Raw genomic sequence first — 20,145 nt, 5'->3', positions numbered from 1 at the left:
TTGGATTTAAATAACTGTGGTTATTTCTAAAAAAGAAAAACCTCTTATACTTTTAACATCTCAATGTATAGCTCAACAATCAATTAAATTAATTCAAAACCAACATGTTAGACAACATATTTAAATAAACTCAAAAATAAGTTTAAAATCTTATTTAATAATATCGCATTAATTATTTATATTTGATTAATGAAAAATCAATCCAATCAAATCGCCTTAATTTACATTATCCTTTTAATGTTTATTTCGATTATTTATTATAAATCTCTTCAAGATTACACTTATAATAGCAGTTATCAATCTTTATATTTTATTAAAGACATCTTGTTTGTTCTTTTTTCAGGAATGCTTCTGAAATTTATTTTAGCTCACAACAACTCAAAGAGCTATGCCATTTATCAAAAATTAAAAGATACAAATCAAAAAATCAAAGAATCAAATGACAAATATGATATTGTTGCAAAAGCCACTAGCGATACTATTTGGGATTGGAAAATTCAAGAAGACAGCTTTAGTTGGAACCAAGGAATTAATAATATTTTTGGCTATACAGAAAACCAAATTGGGGACACTTCTAATTGGTGGTTTGATAAAATTCATCCAGAAGACAGCATAAAAATGTCAATTAAATTATATTCTTTTCTCGAACAAAAAACTGAAAAATGGCAGGATGAATATCGTTTTAAATGCGCTGATAACACCTATAAATATATACTAGACAAAGGTTTTCTTTTGAAAGACGAAAATGGAAAACCAACAAGAATGATTGGCGCTATCCAAGATATAACCAAACAAAAAGAAGAGGAACAACGCCTTAAATTATTAGAAACCGTAATTACTCAATCAAAAGACTCTATAATCATCACAGAAGCATTTTCTAATGACAGTACCATTCCTAAAATCATTTACGCGAATCCTGCATTTTCTATTATGTCCGGATATCTTTTCAATGAAATTATCGGCAAATCTCCTAGTATTTTTATAGGACAAAACTCTGACATGAAGGAGTATGAGAAACTTCTTAAAGCTATAAATAATAAAGAAGAATGCCAAATAGAAACGATAAGCTATACTAAGAAAAACGAGCAATATCTCGTCCGATTCTCAATGATTCCTGTTTACAATTCTGAAGACGAACTTTCGCATTGGATTTCAATTCAAAGAGACATATCAAAAGAAAAGAAACAAGAAAAAGAAAAAGAAAATTTAATTATAGAATTAATTCAGAAAAATAAAGATCTAAAACAGTTTTCTTATATAACATCACACAACCTTAGAGCTCCATTATCTAATTTAACAGGCTTACTTAATTTAATAGAAGATATTCCGATTGAAAATTTAGAATTAAAAGAAATACTAAATGGTTTCAATAAATCAACTCACCTATTAAATGAAACTATAAATGATTTAGTCAAAGTTATCGTAATAAAAGAAAACTCTTCTTTACAAAAAGAAGCTATTCAACTGGAACATATTTTTGATAAAATTATCAATCAACTTAGTTTTCAAATTGAATTCTCGAAGCCTACAATAAACATCAATTTAAAAAAAGTTTCTATTTTAAATACAAACAAAGCTTATCTGGAAAGTATAATCCTAAATTTGATATCTAATTCTTTAAAATTCAAATCAGAAAATCGAAAACTTGAAATAAACATTACAGCAAGCAAAAATGGAAACACAGTAATTATAATCTTTTCAGATAACGGTATAGGAATCGATTTAAAAAGAAATCGCGATAAAGTTTTTGGCCTCTACCAACGTTTTCATAATTACCCGGATAGCAAAGGATTGGGCTTGTATCTAGTAAAATCGCAGGTAGAAACTATGGGAGGAACTATCGATATAGAAAGTGAAGTTAACAAAGGGACGACATTTACATTAACTTTTAGAAACTAATAAAATGCTTAATCAAATTTTATTCATCGACGACGACCCTATAACACTTATGTTATGTAAAAAAGTTATTACTAAGTCAAACTTTTGCAATGAAATTATCACTTGTCAAAACGGAGAAGAAGCACTTCTTTATTTCAACACTATCAAAACTTTAAACTCAAAGAATCACCCTCAGTTAATTTTTTTAGATTTAAACATGCCTGTAATGGGAGGTTGGGAATTCTTAGATCATTTTAACAGCACTACCTATTCCGATTTTAATTCAATTAAAGTCGTCATCCTCTCTTCAACAATAGACCCTGAAGACTTAGAAAAGGCAAAAAAATACCCTATGGTAATTGACTTTATACCAAAACCTATCACAAAAACAATGCTTGAATACCTAAAAAATAAATTAGAATTAAAATAAAAAAAATAAGGCACAAAAAAAAGCTCTCATTTATGAGAGCTTTTTTTATATATAACAAATTGCATTAATTACAATTTAGCAACAAGTTTTGTTAATTTAGATTTTAAATTAGAAGCTTTGTTATCATGAATGATATTTTTCTTAGCTAATTTATCAATCATAGAAATCACACTTGATAATTTAGATGTAGCATCAGTTTTATCAGTCGCTATTCTTAATGCTTTAATTGCATTACGAGTAGTTTTGTGTTGGTATCTGTTTAATACTCTTCTCTTTTCGTTACTTCTGATTCTCTTTAGAGCTGATTTATGATTTGCCATTTTATTGCTTTTTTATCTTTTACTATTTTTTTTTGTAGTCCGTAAGGGAATCGAACCCCTGTTACCAAGACGAAATCTTGGCGTCCTAACCCCTAGACGAACGGACCATTATCCCCTAAGTTTTATCAATCTAAAATATTGAAATTGTAGCCCGTAGCGGAATCGAACCGCTCTTACATGGATGAAAACCATGCGTCCTAACCGATAGACGAACGGGCCATACTTCCTTCTAAGTTCAGGAAAACTTTAACATGCAATAAAAAAAGTAGCCCGTAGCGGAATCGAACCGCTCTTACATGGATGAAAACCATGCGTCCTAACCGATAGACGAACGGGCCCTGCTTCTCTAATGCGGATGCAAAAATACAACTATTTTTGAAACGTACAATAGTAGATGCAAAAAAAATTATTTTTTTTTAATATGCCTTCGCAAACAGCACTCTACCTACTGAGCTTTCACCAGTAAAAACGCAGCTTCCCACCTCTTCTCTTCTGTCCAAAGGAATACATCTGATAGTAGCTTTAGTCAGGTCTTTAATCTTCTCTTCAGTAGCTGCAGTTCCATCCCAATGCGCTGATACAAAACCTCCTTTAGTATCTAAAACTTCTTTAAACTCTTCAAAACTATTTACTTCAGTGATATGTGTATTTCTATAATTTAATGCTTTTTCGAACAATTCTTTTTGAATTTTCTCTAGCAAATCGCTAACATAAGTTTCGATTCCATCTTTAGAAACAACTTCTTTTGTCAATGTATCTCTTCTTGCTACCTCAAAAGTTCCATTTTCTAGATCTTTCGGACCAACAGCAATTCGTACAGGTACTCCTTTTAATTCCCACTCCGCAAATTTAAAACCTGGTTTTTGGGTAGTTCTGTTATCAAATTTCACGGAGACATTCATTTTTCGCAAAACAGCAGTCAAAACATTTACCTCAGTACTTATAACTTCTAATTGCTCATCTGATTTATAAATAGGTACAATCACGACTTGAATAGGCGCTAAATTAGGAGGCAATACTAGCCCTTGATCATCTGAATGCGTCATTACAAGAGCTCCCATCAAACGAGTTGAAACTCCCCAAGATGTTCCCCAAACATATTCTTGCTTCCCTTGGGCATTTGCAAATTTTACATCAAAAGCCTTAGCAAAATTCTGACCTAAGAAATGTGAAGTTCCCGCTTGCAATGCTTTTCCATCTTGCATTAAAGCTTCAATACAATACGTTTCTTCCGCTCCGGCAAAACGTTCTGTTTCTGTTTTTATTCCTTTTATCACCGGAATTGCCATGAAATTCTGAGCAAAATCAGCATATACATTCATCATTTTTTCTGATTCTTCCACAGCCTCGGATTTGGTCGCATGGGCAGTATGCCCTTCTTGCCATAAAAATTCTGCAGTACGCAAAAACAATCTGGTTCTCATTTCCCAGCGCACCACATTTGCCCATTGATTAATCAACAATGGCAAATCTCTATAAGATTGCACCCAACCTTTGTACGTAGACCAGATAATAGCTTCACTAGTAGGGCGAACAATTAATTCTTCTTCTAATTTAGCATTAGGGTCAACCATAAGCTTCCCAGGTCTATCAGGATCATTTTTCAAACGGTAATGAGTGACAACCGCACATTCTTTTGCAAACCCTTCCGCATTTTTTTCTTCCGCTTCAAACATGCTTTTTGGAACAAATAAAGGAAAATAAGCATTTTGATGCCCTGTTTCTTTAAACATTCGATCCAACTCCGCTTGCATTTTTTCCCATATCGCATACCCGTAAGGTTTGATAACCATACAACCTCTAACTCCTGAATTTTCGGCTAAATCGGCTTTTACAACCAACTCGTTATACCATTTTGAATAATCTTCCGCCCTTGTAGTTAAGTTCTTACTCATATTTAATAGTTTGGCACAAATTTTGCATTAATAATTTTAAATAAATAATTCAGCAAAACTAACTATTTTTGCAATGTACAACAATAAAAAACTCCATATATATGAAAACTAGTACTCTTCCCTTCAAAAACAGCGCAATATACTATTTTGCTGGATTTTTGAGCGTCCTATTTACATCTTGTGGCTCATACCAAAACAGCTCTTACTATGATTCTGACGGAATCTATGGTAACACTCCAAATAGAGCCGTTCAAACTGAGACTCAAAATGCTCCAAACAATCAATATGCAGACTATTTCGGGTCTTTGCAAAACAACAATCAACCAGTTGAAATTTTTACAGATGTTGATAATTATAATGATTATCATTTAGAGAACGATACGCTACAAGAGAACAATTCAAACTATCCTGGCTGGGGAAGCAACCCTCAAAGCGTAAGCATCAATGTTTACGATACGGGTTGGGGAATGAATAATTGGTATGGAAACAACTGGGGATGGAATGGCGGTTTCGGATGGGGAATGAACAACTGGTATGGAAACAATTGGGGCTGGAACGGTGGTTTCGGCTGGGGAAACAACATTGGTTTCGGCTGGAATAACTGGGGATGGAATAATTATTACGGAAACAACTGGGGATGGAATAATTGGGGTCTTTCTAATTATTACAACAATAGAGTATACACCAATAATGCAGGCAGAAGAGGATCGTATAACGCAAATACTGTGAATTCTAATCGCAATGCCTCCACTTACAACCGTAACATTAACTCATCAGCCAACAGGAGAGCTGTAAATTCAGATTATAGAAACAACAATACAACTAATTTTGGAAGAGGAACTTCTAATCGCATGAATCAGACCAGTCCAAATTTTTCAAGAAATCAAGGACAATCACAAAATAACTCTAACTACAATCCAAGCAGAAGAGACAACACCAATGGAGTTCGCAATCAAAACAACACTCCAACAAGGTCTTACACCCCTTCTACCAGAGACGATAATAGCTCAAGATCATATAGCCCAAGTTCAAACAGCAGCTCAAGATCCAGTAATTCTGGTGGCGGTGGTGGAAGATCGACTGGCGGGGGCGGAAGAGGCGGAAGAGGATAATCCGATTCGTTTTACTTAAATATTACTAAATTAAAACTTTCGAAATACATGAAAAAATATTTATTTTTATTAGCATTAGGTTTGACAGCAAGCGTTGCGCAATCACAAGAAATCTCTGATGCGATGCGTTATTCACAGGATAATTTGAACGGAACTGCCCGCTTTAGAGCAATGAGTGGCGCATTTGGTGCACTTGGCGGTGATTTGTCTTCTATTAATGTTAATCCTGCCGGTTCAGCTATTTTCACTAATAACCAAATGGCGATTACTCTAAGCAATAACGACATTAAAAACAATTCGAATTACTTTGGGACTAACTCATCCGAGAAATCCAATTCTTTCGATTTGAACCAAGCGGGAGCTATTTTTGTATTCAACAACAGAAATACAAATAGCAACTGGAAAAAAGTTTCATTGGGTGTCAATTATGAAAATACCAATAATTTTGATAATGGATTATTTGCGGCAGGAACAAATCCAAATAATTCCATAGATCAATATTTTTTAAGTTATGCCAATACTGGAAATAATGGAGCGCCCGTTCCGCAACAGTTTGTCAATAGAGAACAAGAAAAAAGTATCTCCACATTGTATTCCTTTCTAGGGCTTAACCTCCCAAATAGACAGTTCCCTAATCTAAACGGTTTTGCTGCGCAGCAAGCAATGATAGCATTTTATAATCAAGGTTATATAATCGATGCTGCTGATATAAATGACCCAAACAGTCCATACATAACAAATGTTCCTGCTGGTGGAAACTATTATCAGGAAAATTCTGTTTACAGCACAGGATACAACGGAAAACTTTCTTTTAATGCAGCCACCTCTTACAAAGACAAATTATACGTTGGTTTAAACTTAAATTCGCATTTTACTGATTATCAAAAATTGTCCAGTTTTTACGAGGACAATAATGCTCCCTTAACCAATAATTACACTGTTTCAAGATTGCAATTCAACAATGACTTAAACACTTACGGAACTGGATTCTCGTTCCAAGTGGGAGCCATTGCAAAATTAACCAATGAAGTTCGTTTGGGATTAGCGTATGAATCTTCAACCTGGTACAATTTAACCGATGAACTATCACAAAGCCTTGTTGCCGTAAGTGCTAATACTGACGGAGAATTACCCTCAGATGTTGTGGACCCCCAGTTCATCAATGTTTACGAACCCTATAAACTGCAAACTCCAAGCAAGTTAACCGGAAGTTTCGCTTACGTTTTTGGGAAATCTGGATTAATCAGTATTGATTACGCTATTAAAGATTATAGCAATACGAAATTCAAACCTGAAAACGATTCTTATTTTAATGATTTAAATAGTGACATCAATTCAATATTAGACACTACGGGAGAATTAAGAATAGGCGCTGAATATAAAATAGAAGCTTTGAGCTTGAGAGCAGGATATCGTTATGAACAAAGTCCTTATAAAAACGCAGTAACTATAGGCGACTTAACTGGTTATTCAGCAGGTTTAGGATACAGTTTTGGTTCAACCAAAGTTGATTTAGCCTATTCGTATGCAAAAAGAAACTCTCAACAAGGATTTTTCAATCAAGGATTTACTGACGGAGCAAGTATCGATGCTATTAATAATACAGTGTCTTTATCTCTTTTATTTGAATTGTAATTTTACCAAAAAATAAAATTTAGAATCCGTTTCGTGATTATGAAACGGATTTTTTTTTAGCCCTGATTACTTCACTTAATTTCAATTTTAAGCGGAGTTCAGTAACCTTGGTTTGCAGTAAAAATCCTCCCGATTTTTATCAGGAGATTACTTCACCGAGTAGTCATTTTTATAAGAGTTCAGTGAACTTTGTTTGTAGCGTATAGCAGGAGCAGCTCCAAAAGAACATCGGCAGGAAGCCCAAACAATACCGAAAAGTATCGGGAAAGTTTGAATAAAAAATTGTAATTTTGCAAAATTCCCAAATTATCGGGATTCTAATGATATGAGAACTAAGTCTTTAAAAAAGAATAAAATAAACGTAATCACTCTTGGGTGTTCTAAAAATGTATATGATAGTGAAGTGCTTATGGGTCAGCTTCGCGCCAGTGGCAAAGACGTACAACATGAAGCTCCAGAAGCCGAAGAAGGCAATATTATTGTTATAAACACCTGCGGATTCATTGACAATGCTAAAGCAGAATCAGTGAATATGATATTGGAATATGCTGACAAGAAAGAAAGAGGATTAGTCGACAAAGTGTTTGTTACCGGATGTTTATCAGAGCGTTACCGTCCAGATTTAGAAAAAGAAATACCAAATGTAGACCAGTTTTTTGGAACTACAGAGTTGCCACAATTATTGAAAGCTTTAGGTGCGGATTATAAACATGAATTATTGGGAGAACGTTTGACTACTACCCCAAAAAATTATGCGTATTTAAAAATTTCCGAAGGTTGTGACAGGCCGTGCAGCTTTTGCGCGATTCCATTGATGCGAGGAAAAAACGTTTCGCAAACTATTGAAAAACTGGTAAAAGAAGCGGAAGGTTTAGCCAAAAATGGGGTGAAAGAATTAATTTTAATTGCTCAGGATTTGACCTATTATGGTTTAGATATTTACAAGAAAAGAGCTCTCGGAGAATTACTGGAAGCGTTGGTAAAAGTAGAAGGAATCGAATGGATTCGTCTGCATTACGCATTCCCTACCGGTTTCCCAATGGAAGTATTAGAAATAATGAAACGCGAACCCAAAATTTGCAATTATATTGATATTCCGTTGCAACACATTGCTGATTCAGTACTGAAATCAATGCGTCGTGGAACAACTCAAGAAAAAACAACAAAATTATTAAAAGACTTCCGCGCAGCGGTTCCGGGAATGGCGATTCGTACTACTTTAATTGTAGGTTATCCTGGCGAAACGCAAGAAGATTTCAACATATTGAAAGATTTTGTCCAAGAAATGAAGTTTGACAGAATGGGTTGTTTTGCTTATTCACACGAGGAAAATACGCATGCCTACTTACTTGAGGATGATGTTCCAGATACTATAAAACAAGAACGCGCTAATGAAATCATGGAATTACAATCTCAGATTTCGTGGGATTTGAATCAGGAAAAAGTTGGGCAAATATTTAAATGCATCATCGACAGAAAAGAAGGTGGACATTTTGTGGGAAGAACTGAATTTGACAGTCCTGATGTTGACAATGAAGTCCTAATTGACGCTACTAAACATTACGTAAAAACGGGTGAGTTTGTAATGATAAAAATCATTGAAGCAACGGAATTCGATTTGTACGGAGAACCTGCATAACTTTTGGGAACGATTTTTAAAATCATTTTAAAACGCTATTTATGAAACTAATTCAATCTTTACTAATTTTCGCATTTGTACTATTATCAACAAATACTATTTTCGCACAATATGGAAATGGCGGATATGGAAATGGTTACGGGAGCAATCGCCGAATGAATAGCGGAATGGATCAATCCAGAGCACAGGATAAACCAAAAGAAATTCCCGTTGAAGTTACCGTTGGAAAAATAATCGAGCGCATAAAACCGGAACTCAATCTTGATGCACTTCAGGAAATTGCCATATCGAATATTCTGCTAGAGAGGATAAGAACACAAGGTATGCTTATAAAAGCAGAAGTTAGCCAAGAGGATAAAATAAAAAACATCCAAGCGCTATCAGAAGTTACAGACAGGAAAATAATGGACGTATTGAACGAGGAACAAAAGGAAAAATATATTGCTATGAATGAAGAAGCAAAAAATCCTAAAAAATCGAAAGCTAAAAAGAAAGCAAAACAATAATTTTTTTTGTTAAACACAAAAATTAATTCCCAATATGAGAAATTTTTTTTACTACATAATTTTTGCTGTTGGCATCACTTCATGCGCCACGAATCCTTACAAAAAGAGCGAGAAAATCTACGACTCTAAACTAAAAACGCTTAAAGAAACTATTTCTAATAAGGAATCACAACCACTACCGGTTATCCCTCGAGTAATAGTAAATATTGACACTTTATACACCAAACAATTGCACACGTATAAAGACACAATATTCAAAATGGGTTCAACACCACTAGAAAATGGCATTAATACGGAATGGATTGGAACTGTAAATTTTAATTTGAGAAAACCCAATTTCATCATTATTCACCATACTGCACAAGATTCATTACAACAAACTATAAAAACGTTTACAAAAATAGAGGCACAAGTTAGTTCTCATTATGTCATTGCGGACGATGGAAAAGTGGTCCAAATGTTGAATGATTATCTCAGAGCTTGGCATGCAGGAAATGGTTCTTGGGGGAAAAATACTGATATTAATTCCACATCAATAGGAATCGAACTTGATAACAACGGAACTGAACTATTTACTGAAGCGCAAATCAATAGCTTATTGGCGCTTTTGACTAAACTGAAAAAGGACTACAATATACCAGCACAAAATGTCATTGGTCACTCCGATATTGCGCCGACCAGAAAAAAAGATCCTAGCGCATTATTTCCATGGAAAATCCTAGCTGAGAAAGGATTTGGAATTTGGCCTGATGAATATTTAGAAACAGCTCCTGCTGATTTTAATGTAGAACAAGGATTGCGAATCATAGGATATGACACAAAAAATTTACCAGCGACAATTATGGCTTTCAAACTCCATTTTATTCAAACTGAAGTCAACGATCTTTTAGATGAAAAAACAATAAACACTATTTATTCTATTTATAAAAAACAATAATTAGTAGTACTATCAAACTATAAAAACGGTTTTTTGAATCATTCAAAAAACCGTTTTCTTTTGCAATAATGTCACATCAAACGCTAGTCAATACCCTATTGCAAATGGTTTCCGCAGCGAAAACTTAATAAAAAAAACTGCCAAAATACTTTATGGTATCTTGGCAGCAAAAAAAAAATATTATTGAGGAATTAGAAAGAATAAGTTGTTGCCAATAAAGCATAAGCAGTAACACCTTTTGGCGCTGCATCACTATTTGAAAAGATATCTTCAGATGCTTTATCTACGCGAAACTCCGGAATAATAGTTAGGTTTCCTACTTTATAATTTAATGATAAAGTATTCCCTACCACACTTGTTCCTGCTAGTACACCAAGACCCGCTCTAGCTTCTTTAGCATCCAAATATTCTAATCTGTAAGCCAAACTCAATGATTCTTTAAATGCTAAATTTGCGTATCCAACTAAAGAGAACCATTCTCCATCTAAGGCACTATCAAAATCATTGTTAGTCATTGCGTACGTTCCATTAAATCCTAATGAAAAGGCATCACTCAGTTTTTTTGTTCCAACGAAGTCAAACTGCGTTTTATTTTCATCAGAAGATGGATTACTGCTTCCTGAGGTTAAATTAAAATAAGCACTTCCTGTATCTCCTAAAAATGCAATTTGTCCAATGAAAGTTTTCTGAGAAGAACCAGCCTCAATAGTTGTTTTGAAATCGGTTGGGTTAGAAACTCCTGCCATAAAACTAATCTTTCCTGCAGTATACTGTGCTTTTACACCCGTATTAAAAAAAGGTCCATAGGTAAATGCATAGGACATACTGTAGTTTTTATTATCTACTGCATCCAATAATTCATATCCAATATGCGTTCCAAAACTTCCCGCAGTTACTTTAAATTTATCTGAAAACTCATAAGTAAAATTCAATTGTTTAATCATAAATGTAGCCGAATCATCATTATAAGTAAATTGAGCCGCTCTACTTCCGAAACCCAAGTCCACAAAAACTGATGCTTTTCCAATTTTATGAGAAGCCTCAATAGAAGCCATTCCCAATTCAAATGAGTTGTGAGAATTTGTAAAACTGGTTAAACTATTATCTATTCCGGAAAAATCATATTTGTAATACGCATCCGCAGAACCTGCAAAAGTAGTGGCAGGTGCCGGTGTTGTTTCTTGTGCAAATGTTAAAGTTGTAGTTAGCAATAATGCTATGGCTGCTAATTGGTTTTTCATCTTTAGTTGGTTTTAGTTAGTAATCTAGTTGGTAATTTTTTGGTTTTGGTTAATCCTATTTTGAAATTCAGGAACCCGGTATTTTAAGAAAAAAATGTTTTTTTTCACCTTATTAGACCTGAACTTTCCCTTTATCTGAAGCGAATTTATTAACTTTTATTTCACTAAAATTACTATTTACAACTTTTTTACCTTGATTTGAGAAGAATTATCAATAACAAAAAATGAACAAAAAAAAATGGATATTCCGTATTTATAAAGAATAATTTTAAAAATTCAATAATCACAATTTTAAATTAATACCCTGTTTTTTTAAATACAATTATTAAATTGTACTAAAAAATACATACATATACCAAATATTTAATTAAAATAAAACAATGAACCCCTTATAAAATAGGGGTCTAATTTTTTATTAATAAAAACACAAAACGATATTTGTATAAAAACATTAGATTAAAATTTCATAAATTGATTCAATTTCACCAAAATTTAAACTCATTAAGCCAATAATTAAACTGTAATTCCATCAGGTTAGTTCCCCTTTATTTCTCTCTTTTTTTATGAAAATTTTAATAGCATAAAAAATCCTTTTTCATTAAATTTATAATATGATTCGATTACTTATTAAGCTTTCCGTTTTGCTATTATTTGTCGCTTTTTCCTCCCTTTGGATAAGCGAGAAACTTTTTATGATTACAAATGAAAAGAATCATGATTTATATGAACAAAGCGAAAAAAATGCAGAAGAAAATACATTCGAGAGTAAATCTAAAACACTATTTCTTGCTTCAATTGAAAGTATAAATTGTTTTGAAAACGATTCTTTTGAAAGTAGAAAAATTACTTCTTTTGATTCGTTTCAAATTAAAGAGTTTGTTTTACAGAATCTGACTCCTCCACCAGAACAAGCTAAAACTCATTTTTTTACTAAAAACCTTAATAATTTATGTCCTAATTCAAAATGGAGTTATAAAAACTCATAATTATATATACACATGAAAAATTTATTTATAGCTTTTACATTTTTATTTACTACTTCTTTACTTGCTCAAACGCATCAAATAGTCAAACATAATGGCGAAACGATGGATGTAAACTTTATAAGAAAAGAAAAGAATATGATTTACTACTCTTTACCGCAGAGTATTGAAGAAAAGACAATTAGTCAATATGCCGTGTCACAGCTGAATGAAAAATCAAAAAGTACTTCTACAATCATATCTGAAAAAATTCAACTGAATGGAAAATCTGATTATAAAAAGGTTATAGTGTTAGAGAAACATCAAACTGAAGGATTGAAAGAATCTGGAATAATCACAAGTTTTTACGGTGGAATAAAAGGAGAATCTCCTGTATCGTTTTCAGATAACGGTGAAAAACGATTGAAACAGAATGCAGCACTTAAAGGATCTCCGTTTATTGTAATTCTTTCCAATAATCCGAAAGATTTAAAAGCGGCATTGTATACCTATTAGTAGAACTAAGCAATTGATACCTGATGGCAACTTGTATTAATAGGTAGAAATTCAGTGAAAAATCGAGAACAGATTTGTTACAAATACAAATCCTGTTCTCGATTCTTTATTTATAATACATCTTAGATACTTGCATTCTATACCAAATCTGTATTAAAATAACACTGTGCCAGTTAATGATAATCGTTTATTCGATAACTAAGGATTTCATATTCATAAATTCCTTGATTCCTATTGCTCCTAATTCTCTGCCATAACCTGATTTTTTTATTCCTCCAAAAGGAACTCTGGAATCTGAACGTACCAAAGAATTTACGAATACATTTCCCGCTTCAATTTTACGCGCCAGTTGATACGCATTTTCACGGTCTTCGCTCCAGATTGCTGCAGCCAAACCATAGCTGTGATTATTAGCAATAGCAACTGCATCATTTGCATCCTTCGCTCTAATAATCGTAGCTAGCGGTCCAAAAGTTTCTTCCTGGAACGCAATATTTTTTGAATCTACAAAATCAATTAATGTGGGTTGGAAATTACAATTCTCCCGCTCTCCGCCTACTAGTAGTTTCGCTCCTTGTTGAATTGATTTCGCCAATTGACCTTCCAATTTTTCTGCTAAGTCCAATCGTGCCAATGGCCCCATGTGGATTCCTTGCTGTAAGGGATTTCCTTGTTGCAGCAATTGTACTTTTTGCGTAAAAAGAGCAACGAATTCATCCGCAACTTTCTCAGTAACAATAAAACGTTTGGCACAAATACAAGCCTGGCCTGCGTTCAACATCCTTGATTGTGTGGCAACAGTTACGGCTTTTTCAAGATCAGCATCATTCAAAACTATAAAAGCATCTGAACCTCCTAATTCCATAACAGATTTCTTGATGTGCTTTCCTGCCAATGCAGCTACAGATGAACCCGCCATTTCACTTCCTGTCAAAGTGATACCACAAACACTATCTGATGCGATGACACTTTCTACTTGAGGAATATCAATAGTTATCTCTTGGAAAACACCTTCGGGAAAACCAGCTTCTAAAAAAGCACTTTCTATTGCTTTGGCACAGCCTATAACATTTGGCGCATGCTTTAAGAGCGTCACATTGCCTGCCATAATTGCCGGAGCGGCATATCGTAACACTTGCCAGAAAGGATAATTCCAAGGCATAATGGCAAAAACAGCTCCCATCGGATCATAAACCGACATACTTTTAAAAGGCGTATCGTAATATTCGTCTTTCAACATTGCCGCTGCATGCTCAGCATAAAAATCACAATTTCCTGCTGATTTTTCGACTTCTGCTATACTTTCAGAGATAATCTTGCCCATTTCATTTGTAATCAGCAATCCAAATTTCTCCTTGTTTACACGGAGAATATTAGCTAGTTTAAGCATCTTGTCTGCTCTTTCTTGGAAAGAAGTTTTGCTCCAGTTTTTAAAAGCATTTTCTGACAATTGCAATTTTTGATTAAGTTGCTCATTTGTCAATACTTCATGCTCCGCAATCACTTCTTGCGAAAACGGATTTATCGATTTAAATATCATGCTTTTTATATTTTAAATTCTTTGCAACTTAGGTAGTAGAAATCCAGTAATCAATGAGGTAACAGTTAACTTGTTTGATTTAAAAGAAGAAACTAAAAAGATAATCAAAAGTACGTAAATCAGGAATCTTAAGTACTTATTATTTTAAATTTGATGAATTAATTTCAATAAAGATAATGTCCAACAATTCGAATATTTTTTCTTTATCCAATGGTTTTGTAATGTAGTCCATAAAACCAAATTGCATGATTCGCTCTCTGTCTTCAAAGGAAGAATACGCGGTTTGCGCAATAACGGGAAGTTCTGGTTTGAATACTTTTATTTGTTCAAATGCTTCAAAACCGTTTAATACCGGCATCTTTATATCCATGAAAACCAAACTGATATGTGGATTTTTAGCACATATATTAACAGCTTCCTGACCATTAAATGCTCGTAAAACAGTGTGGTTTTTTGATTCAATAATTTTCTTTAGCAATAAGAAATTGATATTATCATCTTCTGCTATCAAAATAATTTTATTCTCATAATTCCCAGAAAAAGATATTTTTTTTCTTGGCGTACTTTCTACTACAGTTTGATCATACTTTAAGGGTATAGTAAATGTAAAAACAGATCCAATCCCCATAGTCGATTTTACACTTATTTCTCCGCCCAACATTTCAACATATGCCTTAGTGATGGACAAACCAAGTCCTAATCCTTTCATTTCGGTACTCGCGTTATCTTCAATTCTTCTGAATCTGTCAAAGATAACTTTTGAGTAATCCTGGCTAATTCCTAAACCAGAATCTTGAATCGTAAAGACTACAACTTCTTTTTCTTTATTTATTTCATATCCAAAAGACACGAAACCTTTTTCGGTAAATTTTACTGCGTTTGTTACTAAATTTACAATAATCTGTTTCAGTTTTGTTTCATCAGTTAAGATGTTTTTTGGGTTTTTATCTGCACTTTCTAATACAAAAAACTCAATTTCTTTTTCTTTTGGAATCGTTATTTTAATAGACTTATGCAAATCGGCCATACATTTTTCTAATTCTAAGCCTTTGTAATTTGGCGTGATTTGCTTAGCATCAATTCTGGACATTTCAATTAAATCCTCAATTATTGAAACCAAACTACTTCCGCTATTTCTGATGATTTTTAAATATTCGGCTTTCTCATTTTCTGTCAGATTAGCATCCGTCAATAAATCACTAAAACCCATAATGGCATTCATAGGAGTTCTGATTTCATGCGATAAATTAGCTAAGAATGATGATTTTAACGTATCACTTTCCTCTGCTTTTTGCTTGGCGATTTCTAATTGCTGCCTTTGGTTATTATTTTCTTCAAAAAGATTTCCAATATAACCAAACTCCCCTTTGGATTTTCTTAAACTATTTATCGACTCAACATTTCCAGTTTCCAAGATATTCTTGATTAACTTTAAAGGATTGTAAACCCATTTTTTAGTGTAATAAATAAAAATAAGCATGTTTATTATCGAGGCCACAACAACTATAAAAAGAATTTCTTTTGTTTTGTTGTAATTTAAATTAAAGGGTCTTTTAAAAAGGAATTTACTTACCACTTTATTTTTCCAATCTTTTAAATCCAAAAGTACAACAACAAAATCAACCTCGGGATTCACCACATAATCGGCAGCAATCAATTTAACTTTAGAGCTGCTAATATTACCTAATGAAGACGAAAAAGTTTCATCTAAAAGTCTGGCCATAAAAAAATAGCCTGATGGTTTTGTTTTACGTTTTTTTGGATCTCCCGAAGGATGAATTGTTGCGGCAAAAACCTCAACGATACCTTCAGGAATTTTCAAATAAAATTTTTTAAGTTTAGATTTATAAAGTACAGCCATCATCTCTTTTGGAATAAAATCAAAACTTTTAATCCTGCTTGATGTGGTCTTATTTATTAAATTCCGGTCCAAATCATAAATTCCTATATAATCCATTTCATAGGATTCAAATTCACTTGCTATAAAATGATTGTACCAGTTTTCATCCTTAGATTTTGTGAAATTGACTAGTGCATCCCAAAACGTAATATCGATAATTGTTGCTGTTGGCGTTTTAGAGTTAAGCCTAAACAACGATCTTATTTCTCTATCATATTGCTCATAGGTAGTTTTATAAAAGCGCTCTTCTTCCTTAAGGGTATAAATATAGAGTGAAGTATATAGTAAAAAAAACAAAACTGTCGTTGAAGCAATCAACAACAATAATTTAAAATAAGTATTTAGGCTACACAATCTGTTCATAAATATTAAACAAGTAAAAAAATATAATCGGAAAATCTTACGTATTGTTTTGTAGGATATATCACTTTTTTTTACAGGCGCAAGATAAACTTTTTTTATCATAAAAAAAGCCAACCGTTCAAACAAATGTAGTTTATCACCAACACGATTAAATATTCAGATATAATATTCCGTAACGTAATTCGCTATACTTTACTTTAAGATTTATCTAGTAGCCGGCATTGAAGTTTTTATCGCATTATTTGTTTTTAAAACTTTGTTTCCTCTCAACATCAATTCCAATTGATAATTATTCCAAAATCTAGAAAAAGCGTTTCTACTACCAACACTAAACTGAAGATTTAAAAGCACATGCAAACAAAATCATTAAATCGTTTCCTGCTTTTGGAAGTTCGTTTTAGCATCTCCGATTTAATTTAAAATTAGTAATTATTCGAAATTAAATTTATAAATTTAATCATCCAAAAAAAACACATTCACCTTTAAATCAAATTGTTATATGTTTAATTATTGGTATTAATTCTATTTAATTTAAAAACAAAAATCATGAAAATACTTATTCTTTATGGTACTACAGAAGGGCAAACCCGAAAAATTGCCCACTTCATCGAAGTTATTTTACAGGATTCCGGAAACCAAGTAACAATTGCTGACACCACTGCCGAACCACCAGCATCAAAAGAGTATGATGCAGTTTTAATTGGTTCTTCCATACACATGCACAAATACCAATCATCCGTAAAGCATTATATTAAAAAACATGTTGCTCATTTAAATCAAATGCCAAGTGCTTTTTTCTCAGTATCGCTTGCTGCGGCATCTGGTCTTGAGGATAAACAACGAGAAGTTGAGAAAATAACAACTCATTTTCTGGAACAAACCCGCTGGAAGCCTTTAATGACTACCCAAGTTGCAGGCGCCTTGAAATACACTGAATATGATTATTTCAAACGCCTCGTCATGAAAATGATTTCTAAAAAAGAGGGTGGTGCAACGGATACCTCACAAGATTATGAATATACTAATTGGGATGAAGTGACAAAATTTACAAATCAATTTTCAAATAAAATATCTAACAAGTCTTAATTTATATATTGTAGCTTTTAAATTCAGTTTTATTTCCTATAAACAAATCACATTATGAAAAAAAAAAATTATCCTCTTTTTTTAATATTATTAATTACTTATTCAGCCTGTTTCGCCCAAAAAAAAGTTTTAAAGGAAACGGAATATAAATACGTTCCAGATAATCTTGAATTATACAACACCATAATTGCAATGGATAGTACTTTTTTTCAAGCATATAACACTTGTAATTTAGACAAACAAGCTACCATATATTCTGACAATATCGAATTTTACCATGATAAAGGAGGCTTAATGACAGTTAAGCAAGACTTAATTGATGGGACTAAAAATAACATTTGTGGTAAAGTGACCCGGGAAGTAGTGAAAGGAAGTATTGAGGTTTATCCCATAAAAGATTTTGGAGCCATTGAAATGGGACTTCATAAATTTCATAACAATACTGACAAAGAAGGAATGTTTTCTAATTCCAGTAAATTTATCATTTTTTGGAAAAACAATAATAATATCTGGACTATCACAAAAGTGGTTAGTTTGCATCAATAGGCATTGCAATACACAAAAAAACCACCTTCATCAGGTGGTTTTTCAATTCTTATAAAATGCTACAAAGGAATATTTCCGTGTTTTCTATTAGGAGTGCTGCTTTCTTTATTTTCGAGCATACTAAACGCTTTTATCAATTTGAGTCTTGTGTCTTGCGGTAAGATTACCTCATCTACAAAACCTCGTTGTGCTGCTGTGTAGGGATTCGCAAACAAATCAGCATATTCCGCTTCCTTTTCTAAGAGTTTTGCTTCATGATCTTCGGCTTCGCTAATTTCTTTTTTAAAGATAATTTCTGAGGCACCTTTGGCTCCCATCACTGCGATTTCAGCAGTTGGCCAAGCAAAATTCATATCGGCACCAATGTGTTTCGAGTTCATTACATCATACGCACCACCATATGCTTTACGGGTAATTACGGTTACTCGCGGCACGGTTGCTTCGCTTAAAGCATATAACAGTTTCGCACCGTGAACGATAATTCCGTTCCACTCTTGATCAGTTCCCGGTAAAAAACCAGGCACATCCACCAAAACTAATAATGGAATATTAAAACAATCGCAAAAACGGGTAAATCGTGCCGCTTTTTTGGAACTGTTCACATCCAGACATCCAGCTAAGATCATCGGTTGGTTGGCTATAATTCCAATGCTTTTTCCTCCCAATCGAGCAAAACCAACTAAGATATTTTCGGCATAATTTTTATGAATTTCATAAAAGGAATCCTCGTCAATAATTCCACCAATCACCTCATGCATATCATATGGCTTGTTTGGATTATCCGGTATGATAGTCGCTAATTTAGTACGAACCTCATCATTCATTTCGTACGGTAAATTATATGCTTTTTCTTTGTTGCTCTGTGGCAAATAGCTCAATAATCTTTTTAAATCTTCCAGACACTCCACATCATTGGTAGAAGTAATATGCGCCACACCCGATTTAGTAGAATGCGTACTCGCACCACCCAATTCCTCCGACGTTACGGTTTCATTGGTTACAGTTTTCACCACATTCGGTCCTGTTACAAACATGTAACTAGTATCTTCCACCATCATTGTAAAATCAGTCATTGCCGGAGAATACACGGCTCCACCGGCGCAGGGTCCCATAATAGCGGAGATTTGCGGAATCACACCTGAAGCTTGTACGTTTCTGTAAAAAATATCAGCGTAACCGCCTAAAGACCGAACCCCTTCCTGAATACGTGCTCCTCCAGAATCATTCAGTCCAATCATGGGCGCTCCCATTTTGACTGCCATATCCATCACTTTACAGATTTTCTCGGCATGAGTTTCGGATAACGAACCTCCAAAAACCGTAAAATCCTGAGCGAAAATATACACCAATCGCCCGTTTATGGTTCCGTATCCCGTGATGACACCATCACCGTAATACAATTCTTTTTCCATTCCAAAATCAGACGTTCGGTGCGTAACCAACATCCCTATTTCTTCAAAAGAACCTTCGTCCATCAAGTAATTGACACGTTCTCTGGCAGTAAGTTTTTTATTCGAATGTTGCTTTGCTATTCTATTTTTACCTCCACCCAAATGAGCTTCTGCAATTTTATCGTTTAAAGTATTTATTTTGTCTTTCATATATGTGTTTTTTTAACCGCCAATTCGCTAATTTTTAT

At 33.5% G+C, this 20,145-nt stretch carries 17 protein-coding genes and 3 tRNA genes; 11 read left to right on the top strand and 9 right to left on the bottom strand.

Translation table 11 applies throughout. From position 1 onward, the window contains the following. The first annotated feature begins 189 nt into the window (after positions 1-189). Both AC0J6S_RS09735 and AC0J6S_RS09730 read left to right on the top strand, forming a co-directional pair. Positions 190-1,899: a PAS domain-containing sensor histidine kinase gene (locus tag AC0J6S_RS09735; RefSeq protein ID WP_474953626.1), complete on the top strand. Its 1,710-nt coding sequence runs from the start codon at positions 190-192 to the stop codon at positions 1,897-1,899. A gap of 4 nt (positions 1,900-1,903) precedes the next feature. Further along, complete coding sequence (locus tag AC0J6S_RS09730) at positions 1,904-2,308, top strand: response regulator (protein WP_474953625.1); 405 nt, start codon at positions 1,904-1,906, stop codon at positions 2,306-2,308. A gap of 68 nt (positions 2,309-2,376) precedes the next feature. Here the strand turns inward: AC0J6S_RS09730 and rpsT are convergent, their stop codons facing one another. The 5 genes from rpsT to proS form a co-directional block, all read right to left on the bottom strand. Continuing rightward, positions 2,377-2,628 (bottom strand): 30S ribosomal protein S20, encoded by a 252-nt coding sequence (rpsT, locus tag AC0J6S_RS09725; RefSeq protein ID WP_113634332.1) that lies wholly within the window; start codon positions 2,626-2,628, stop codon positions 2,377-2,379. Between the two features lie 35 nt (positions 2,629-2,663). After that, positions 2,664-2,735: transfer RNA gene (locus AC0J6S_RS09720), tRNA-Glu, on the bottom strand. Positions 2,736-2,775: 40 nt separating this feature from the next. Next, positions 2,776-2,847: transfer RNA gene (locus tag AC0J6S_RS09715), tRNA-Glu, on the bottom strand. A 47-nt stretch (positions 2,848-2,894) separates the two neighbouring features. Beyond that, positions 2,895-2,966, bottom strand: a tRNA-Glu gene (locus AC0J6S_RS09710). A 78-nt stretch (positions 2,967-3,044) separates the two neighbouring features. Beyond that, positions 3,045-4,523 (bottom strand): proline--tRNA ligase, encoded by a 1,479-nt coding sequence (proS, locus tag AC0J6S_RS09705; RefSeq protein WP_474953624.1) that lies wholly within the window; start codon positions 4,521-4,523, stop codon positions 3,045-3,047. 101 nt (positions 4,524-4,624) lie between these two features. On the opposite strand from proS, the gene AC0J6S_RS09700 reads away from it, so the two are divergent. The 5 genes from AC0J6S_RS09700 (at position 4,625) to AC0J6S_RS09680 (ending at position 10,352) form a co-directional block, all read left to right on the top strand. Further along, entirely contained in the window at positions 4,625-5,635 is a 1,011-nt protein-coding gene (locus AC0J6S_RS09700) for a hypothetical protein (RefSeq protein WP_474953623.1), read from the top strand. Between the two features lie 48 nt (positions 5,636-5,683). Further along, positions 5,684-7,270, top strand: coding sequence for an OmpP1/FadL family transporter (locus tag AC0J6S_RS09695; protein WP_474953622.1), 1,587 nt, complete (start codon positions 5,684-5,686; stop codon positions 7,268-7,270). Positions 7,271-7,595: 325 nt separating this feature from the next. After that, entirely contained in the window at positions 7,596-8,909 is a 1,314-nt protein-coding gene (gene rimO, locus AC0J6S_RS09690) for a 30S ribosomal protein S12 methylthiotransferase RimO (RefSeq protein WP_474953621.1), read from the top strand. A 41-nt stretch (positions 8,910-8,950) separates the two neighbouring features. Then, the gene (locus AC0J6S_RS09685) at positions 8,951-9,415 is read left to right on the top strand and encodes a hypothetical protein (protein WP_474953620.1); all 465 of its coding nucleotides are present in this window, start codon (positions 8,951-8,953) and stop codon (positions 9,413-9,415) included. Between the two features lie 34 nt (positions 9,416-9,449). Beyond that, positions 9,450-10,352 (top strand): N-acetylmuramoyl-L-alanine amidase, encoded by a 903-nt coding sequence (locus AC0J6S_RS09680; RefSeq protein WP_474953619.1) that lies wholly within the window; start codon positions 9,450-9,452, stop codon positions 10,350-10,352. Between the two features lie 191 nt (positions 10,353-10,543). Here AC0J6S_RS09680 and AC0J6S_RS09675 read toward each other — a convergent pair whose 3' ends face one another. Further along, positions 10,544-11,593 carry an outer membrane beta-barrel protein gene (locus AC0J6S_RS09675; RefSeq protein ID WP_474953618.1) on the bottom strand — a complete coding sequence of 350 codons (1,050 nt, stop codon included), beginning with the start codon at positions 11,591-11,593 and terminating at the stop codon, positions 10,544-10,546. A gap of 692 nt (positions 11,594-12,285) precedes the next feature. Between AC0J6S_RS09675 and AC0J6S_RS09670 the strand changes: the two genes are divergently transcribed. Both AC0J6S_RS09670 and AC0J6S_RS09665 read left to right on the top strand, forming a co-directional pair. Continuing rightward, positions 12,286-12,579 carry a hypothetical protein gene (locus AC0J6S_RS09670; RefSeq protein WP_474953617.1) on the top strand — a complete coding sequence of 98 codons (294 nt, stop codon included), beginning with the start codon at positions 12,286-12,288 and terminating at the stop codon, positions 12,577-12,579. Positions 12,580-12,591: 12 nt separating this feature from the next. After that, positions 12,592-13,071 (top strand): hypothetical protein, encoded by a 480-nt coding sequence (locus AC0J6S_RS09665; RefSeq protein WP_474953616.1) that lies wholly within the window; start codon positions 12,592-12,594, stop codon positions 13,069-13,071. Positions 13,072-13,258: 187 nt separating this feature from the next. On the opposite strand, the gene AC0J6S_RS09660 is transcribed toward AC0J6S_RS09665, so the two are convergent. Then, positions 13,259-14,611 carry an NAD-dependent succinate-semialdehyde dehydrogenase gene (locus AC0J6S_RS09660; protein ID WP_474953615.1) on the bottom strand — a complete coding sequence of 451 codons (1,353 nt, stop codon included), beginning with the start codon at positions 14,609-14,611 and terminating at the stop codon, positions 13,259-13,261. A gap of 139 nt (positions 14,612-14,750) precedes the next feature. Continuing rightward, positions 14,751-16,874, bottom strand: coding sequence for an ATP-binding protein (locus AC0J6S_RS09655; RefSeq protein ID WP_474953614.1), 2,124 nt, complete (start codon positions 16,872-16,874; stop codon positions 14,751-14,753). A gap of 546 nt (positions 16,875-17,420) precedes the next feature. Here AC0J6S_RS09655 and hemG point away from each other — a divergent pair. Beyond that, positions 17,421-17,960 (top strand): menaquinone-dependent protoporphyrinogen IX dehydrogenase, encoded by a 540-nt coding sequence (hemG, locus tag AC0J6S_RS09650; RefSeq protein ID WP_474953613.1) that lies wholly within the window; start codon positions 17,421-17,423, stop codon positions 17,958-17,960. A gap of 54 nt (positions 17,961-18,014) precedes the next feature. Further along, on the top strand, positions 18,015-18,506 hold the full coding sequence (locus AC0J6S_RS09645) for a nuclear transport factor 2 family protein (RefSeq protein ID WP_474953612.1): 492 nt from the start codon (positions 18,015-18,017) through the stop codon (positions 18,504-18,506). Positions 18,507-18,565: 59 nt separating this feature from the next. Here AC0J6S_RS09645 and AC0J6S_RS09640 read toward each other — a convergent pair whose 3' ends face one another. Next, positions 18,566-20,107, bottom strand: a complete 1,542-nt coding sequence (locus tag AC0J6S_RS09640) for an acyl-CoA carboxylase subunit beta (RefSeq protein WP_474953611.1) — start codon at positions 20,105-20,107, stop codon at positions 18,566-18,568. Positions 20,108-20,145 lie beyond the last annotated feature (38 nt).

It is taken from the genome of Flavobacterium sp. TS_SC_5 (genome assembly GCF_056156265.1).
This window is presented reverse-complemented; position numbering and strand designations above follow the sequence as displayed.

Coding starts and splice junctions, on each gene's coding strand:
- AC0J6S_RS09735 (WP_474953626.1), top strand. CDS start 190: ATGAAAAATCAATCCAATCAAATCGCCTTAATTTACATTATCCTTTTA.
- AC0J6S_RS09730 (WP_474953625.1), top strand. CDS start 1,904: ATGCTTAATCAAATTTTATTCATCGACGACGACCCTATAACACTTATG.
- rpsT (WP_113634332.1), bottom strand. CDS start 2,628: ATGGCAAATCATAAATCAGCTCTAAAGAGAATCAGAAGTAACGAAAAG.
- proS (WP_474953624.1), bottom strand. CDS start 4,523: ATGAGTAAGAACTTAACTACAAGGGCGGAAGATTATTCAAAATGGTAT.
- AC0J6S_RS09700 (WP_474953623.1), top strand. CDS start 4,625: ATGAAAACTAGTACTCTTCCCTTCAAAAACAGCGCAATATACTATTTT.
- AC0J6S_RS09695 (WP_474953622.1), top strand. CDS start 5,684: ATGAAAAAATATTTATTTTTATTAGCATTAGGTTTGACAGCAAGCGTT.
- rimO (WP_474953621.1), top strand. CDS start 7,596: ATGAGAACTAAGTCTTTAAAAAAGAATAAAATAAACGTAATCACTCTT.
- AC0J6S_RS09685 (WP_474953620.1), top strand. CDS start 8,951: ATGAAACTAATTCAATCTTTACTAATTTTCGCATTTGTACTATTATCA.
- AC0J6S_RS09680 (WP_474953619.1), top strand. CDS start 9,450: ATGAGAAATTTTTTTTACTACATAATTTTTGCTGTTGGCATCACTTCA.
- AC0J6S_RS09675 (WP_474953618.1), bottom strand. CDS start 11,593: ATGAAAAACCAATTAGCAGCCATAGCATTATTGCTAACTACAACTTTA.
- AC0J6S_RS09670 (WP_474953617.1), top strand. CDS start 12,286: ATGATTACAAATGAAAAGAATCATGATTTATATGAACAAAGCGAAAAA.
- AC0J6S_RS09665 (WP_474953616.1), top strand. CDS start 12,592: ATGAAAAATTTATTTATAGCTTTTACATTTTTATTTACTACTTCTTTA.
- AC0J6S_RS09660 (WP_474953615.1), bottom strand. CDS start 14,611: ATGATATTTAAATCGATAAATCCGTTTTCGCAAGAAGTGATTGCGGAG.
- AC0J6S_RS09655 (WP_474953614.1), bottom strand. CDS start 16,874: ATGAACAGATTGTGTAGCCTAAATACTTATTTTAAATTATTGTTGTTG.
- hemG (WP_474953613.1), top strand. CDS start 17,421: ATGAAAATACTTATTCTTTATGGTACTACAGAAGGGCAAACCCGAAAA.
- AC0J6S_RS09645 (WP_474953612.1), top strand. CDS start 18,015: ATGAAAAAAAAAAATTATCCTCTTTTTTTAATATTATTAATTACTTAT.
- AC0J6S_RS09640 (WP_474953611.1), bottom strand. CDS start 20,107: ATGAAAGACAAAATAAATACTTTAAACGATAAAATTGCAGAAGCTCAT.